We start from the raw sequence: 4344 nt of genomic DNA, 5'->3' as shown, positions 1-4344 counted from the left end.
CTAGTAAAGCCACGTCGATCACTCCGATCTCCTGTCGAAAGGACAGGAAGGATTGTGCTATGAACGTGGGTCAGATTCCGTTGCAAATTCGTGGGGAAGATGGGTCAATTTTCAATGCAAATTAACAGTCAAGGCTACAAAGCGTTGCTTAGCGCGGGAATTAAAGTAAGTTTCTTCGCCCCTACGCTACGGGAAGAAATTGAGGCACGTACATTCAAGGATAGCGATATCAATAGAGGTTATGGCCCCCAGGGAACACGTCGCGTTGGCGTTGTTGGTACAGCCGGAAAGCGATTTACTGTTCAACGTTCGCGCACGGACTTGGCCAGCATACAGATTCGATGGCGCTTGATTCAGTTCGGACATGGAATAGTCGATCTTCATGCAGATTACGGCGACGACGCAGTACGCGAGGCATCCGGCGCTCGCGATTTTGATGATATTCCTGATCCTCTCGTATTTCGCGAGACAGCTCATGTTGCGAGGATGAAAGTTGGGCAAATTGCTGTTATCTATCCAAAGAACTCTTCGTTTGCGATCCTCATCAAACTTAAAGACCTCACCGAATTTGACCTCACATTCAAATGGCAAGTACGAGACATTGCCGTCAAATGAACAATCTTCACATTCGTATTTTTAGCGTAAGAACCGAACGACGCCAGCGTGGCAGCGGACGAAAGTAAATCCCAAAATGACTATTTTTTGCAAGTTCGCGGTCTCCGGCAACGAAGGATTACTTGGTATCCGCTGGCCTCTTCATCCGGTTTCGGAAGGACCAGTGCATGAGGGTCAATCCCTTCAGCTTCTGCAATCGCAATCGATTCGGCGGACATCTGTTGGAGTCCCGAAATTTCCAACAGAACTTCGTGACGCGATTGACGCTAACGCGTGCCCGCTTCAGTGTCCGGGTACATTAAACCACTACAGATACTGCAATCCGATGCAAGTAACCTCCGCTTTTGGCCGGCAGAGGATCTACCGTCGCCCCCGCTCGGCCCGCTCTATCGTTTCCAGCGTGGCCTGCGCCTCGGCGCGCCACGGGCCGCCCAGCGCCAGCGCGCGGCCGGCCGCGGCGCGCGCCGCGCCATAGTCGCCCAATTCACTCAGCACGAAGGCCAGGTTGTTGAACGCGGGCGCGCTGTCCGGATGGGCCAGCGTGGCGCGGCGGAACGCGTCGGCGGCGCCGGCCCGGTCGCCGGCCGCGTAGGCTGTGTTGCCCAGCCCCAGCTGCAAGCCCAGCTCGCCGGGCCAGCGGCGGTCGGCGGCCGCGTAGCTGTGCCGCACGGCGTCCGGCTTGCCGTTGCGCTCCCACGCCACCAGCGCGTCGAGCACGGTTTGCTTGTCGCTGGACACAGGCAACTGCCCCGGCGGCAACGCCACCATGGCCCAGTAGCCGCTGCGCGCCCAGGTGTGTTCGAAGGTCGACATGGCCATCACCATGTGTTCCGTGGTGCCCGAATTGAGCACGATATCGCCCTGCGCCAAGTCGTAGCCGGTCACCACGGCGTAATGCCAGCGGGGGAAGATCGGCAGGCTCAGGTTTTGCAGCACCAGCACCGGATGGCCGGCCTGCAGTTCCTCCAGCAAGGCGTCCAGGCGCGGCGCGATGGTCACGCCCAGCGCGCCGTTGCGGCGCGCCGCGGCCAGCATTTCCACTTGCAGGCTGCCTTCGCGCTCGGGCAGGTAGACCTGCGGCACCAGCGCGTCGGGCGCGACGAGAACCCCGGCCGCGCCCAGCGCCATGGCCAGCGCGGCCGGGCCGCACTGGTAGCGTTCCTGGGCGAAAAAGGGCATGGCCGCCAGTTCCAGCCGGGGCGGCACGCCCGGCGGCGCGGCCGCGCGCAGCGCCGCCGTCTGCGTGGCGCAGCCACCCAGCAGCAGCGCCGACAAGGCCAGGGCCGGCAGCAGCCGGGCCCGGCCCGCGCCGCGCGCCTCCATCAACGGTGACGGGTGAACGGGAACACCTTGGTCAGGCCCAGGATGTCGGTCACCAGCAACAGCACGAAGATGAAGACCAGTGCGCCCACGACACCGTCACCGCCGGCCGGCAGGCTGTCGACCTGGTGCGCCAGCGACGCCACTTCGGCATCGCTCAGGGCGGCGATACGGGCCTGGGCGTCGGCCGCGTCGATGTGGTAACGCTGCAACTCGGCCTGCACGTCGGCCCGGTTGAGGGCAGCCGCCAGGCTGGCGCGCGCCTGCTCGGCGTTGGCGGCGGCCACCACTTGCGCGGTGCCCACGAGGGCGGCCTGGGCGGGCTGGGCGATGCCCACGCTGACAAAGGCGATCATGGCGGCATGGACGCACAGCTTCTTGAACGGATGGGGCATGGTGTTCTCCTTGTTATGGCAAATGATCAAGCGTAGCGGAAAACAAATTTCCGTGGCGCACGAATGGTATTGCGGGAGCACATTGCTGAACCGGCACGGCGCCGGCACCTTATTGTACGAAGCGCATCGGCCCCTGTCGATCAGCGCGGCGCCCGCGGGCTCCGGCATCAGGATTGATAGTGACGCAATCTTGCCACAAGCATCAACTTGCCGTTGACGATGCAATATAGGCAATTTATTATCAATCTTTCATTCCCGCAGCACGTCCACCCGCCCTTCCCTTTCCAACACGGAGCCATCCATGCACATCCTGAAACAGGTCGCCCTGTCCGCCATCCTGCTGGCCAGCGCCTCGGCCCAGGCCGTCACCACGACCGGCGTGACCGGCGATTTCGGCGGCCATCACTACATCGAACTGAACGCCAGCAACTGGTCCGACGCGGAAGCGACGGCCGTGTCCATGGGCGCCCATCTGGTGGCGGTCAACAGCCAGGCCGAGAACGATTTCCTGATCAGCACCTTCGGCAGCGGCCATGCGCTGTGGCTGGGCTTCCACCGCACCGGCCCCAACCCGGGCGACTTCGCCTGGACCAACGGCGACGCCGTCACCTACACCAACTGGGCGGCCGGCGAGCCGAACAACTGGGGCGGCGAGCAATACGCCCACACCTACACCAACGGCCACTGGAACGACGTGTCCGACGACAGCGGCTACGCCGGCCCCAAATTCGGCGTGGTGGAAGCCGTGCCCGAGCCGGGCGGCTACGCCATGCTGGCGGCCGGCCTGGCCCTGCTGGGCTGGACGGCGCGCCGCAAGGGCCGCGCCGGCTAATCCGTAACGATGCCGCCCGGGCCGGCGGCCGCCGCGCCGCGCGCCGCCGGCATTTGTCAGGGCCGATGTTGCATCTCAGACACAACCGGCGCCGGCGCCACCTGCAGGATGCGGAACTCCCCCACCACGCCCACCTGGCGGCAGCGCTGGAACAACCGGCCCAGCGCCGGCTCGCGGCCGAAGTACGCGAGGTAGTCGAAGCCCGGCGGCAAACCGTAGGGCGCGGTTTCGACGATGAGCAGGCGCGGCGGCCGCGCGCGCACGTCCTGCGCCAGCGTGTGGCGCAGGTAGTCGCCGACGGCGACGTCGCCCGTCTGCCACGCGGCCGCCACCAGGCCCATGCTGGGGAAACGGGCGGTGGCGCCTATGCCAGGCTGCGTCACCAGCGGATAGGCGACCCGCAGCGGACTGGCCAGCACCAGCACCGGCCCGCCGCCAAGCGCGCCGATGGCAGGCCCCAGCATGGCCGGATACGGATTGGCGCGCTGGCCATCGCGCGGCGCCATCAGCAGCGCCAGGCCGGCCAGCCCGACGGCCAGCGCCGCGGCGATGGCCGGCGCCAGCGGCCGGCCGCGCCAGACGCGTTGCGCCACCGCCACCGCGCCCGCTTGCGCGAACAACAGCCAGCCCAGCGCCAGTACCGGATACCAGTGGTAGCTCCACCCCTTGTGCTGCACGATGGCCGCCACCGCGAAGCCCAGCGCGGCGGCCGACAGCACGTGGCCCGGAGCGCGCGGGGCTGGCCGCAGCGCCCAATGGCACGCCACCAGGATCAACGCGTTCTGGCACTGGGGCACGCGCAGGAAGTCGAACCAGCTGTCGCTGCCGTAATGCCAGTAGGCGCGCGAGAACAGGCGCATCATGGGCAGGTAGTCGGGCGTCAGCCACAGCACGGCCACGCCGTAGGTGGCGAGCAGCGCGGCCATCAGCACCATGCCGGCGCCGGGGCGGCGCCGGACACGGGCCAGTACCACCATCTCCACCAGCAGCGGCACCAGCAGGAAATGCGGCTTGAGCGCGATGCCCACCGTGGCCCAGGCCGCCACGGCCAGCCGGGCGCCGCGCGGCGCGGCCGCGCCATCGGCCCGGCGCGCCGCCTCGGCCAGATAGGGCAACACCAGCAACAAGGCCAGGTGTTCGCGTTGACCGAAATCGTAGCCGGGCAGCGCCACCAGCGCATAG

Annotated in this window: 5 protein-coding genes; 2 read left to right on the top strand and 3 right to left on the bottom strand. The window is 66.1% G+C overall.

What is annotated here, in order from left to right; all coding sequences use genetic code 11:
- Positions 1-99: 99 nt before the first annotated feature.
- Positions 100-615: a hypothetical protein gene (locus tag H3H37_RS25290; RefSeq protein ID WP_182167751.1), complete on the top strand. Its 516-nt coding sequence runs from the start codon at positions 100-102 to the stop codon at positions 613-615.
- A gap of 360 nt (positions 616-975) precedes the next feature.
- Here H3H37_RS25290 and H3H37_RS25285 read toward each other — a convergent pair whose 3' ends face one another.
- Together H3H37_RS25285 and H3H37_RS25280 are read right to left on the bottom strand one after the other, a co-directional pair.
- Complete coding sequence (locus H3H37_RS25285) at positions 976-1938, bottom strand: PA2778 family cysteine peptidase (RefSeq protein ID WP_182167749.1); 963 nt, start codon at positions 1936-1938, stop codon at positions 976-978.
- Positions 1938-2330, bottom strand: a complete 393-nt coding sequence (locus H3H37_RS25280; RefSeq protein ID WP_182167748.1) for a PA2779 family protein — start codon at positions 2328-2330, stop codon at positions 1938-1940. Before H3H37_RS25280 ends, H3H37_RS25285 begins: the two co-directional genes overlap by 1 nt.
- 301 nt (positions 2331-2631) lie before the next feature.
- Between H3H37_RS25280 and H3H37_RS25275 the strand changes: the two genes are divergently transcribed.
- Positions 2632-3162, top strand: a complete 531-nt coding sequence (locus H3H37_RS25275; RefSeq protein WP_182167746.1) for a lectin-like protein — start codon at positions 2632-2634, stop codon at positions 3160-3162.
- Between the two features lie 56 nt (positions 3163-3218).
- On the opposite strand, the gene H3H37_RS25270 is transcribed toward H3H37_RS25275, so the two are convergent.
- On the bottom strand, positions 3219-4344 hold a 1126-nt coding region (locus tag H3H37_RS25270), incomplete at its 5' end, for a hypothetical protein (protein ID WP_220456568.1).

Source organism: Rugamonas brunnea (assembly GCF_014042345.1).
Lineage (GTDB): Bacteria > Pseudomonadota > Gammaproteobacteria > Burkholderiales > Burkholderiaceae_D > Rugamonas > Rugamonas brunnea.
Note: the sequence above shows the minus strand (reverse complement) of the source record. Positions and strands in the feature narration are given on the sequence as shown.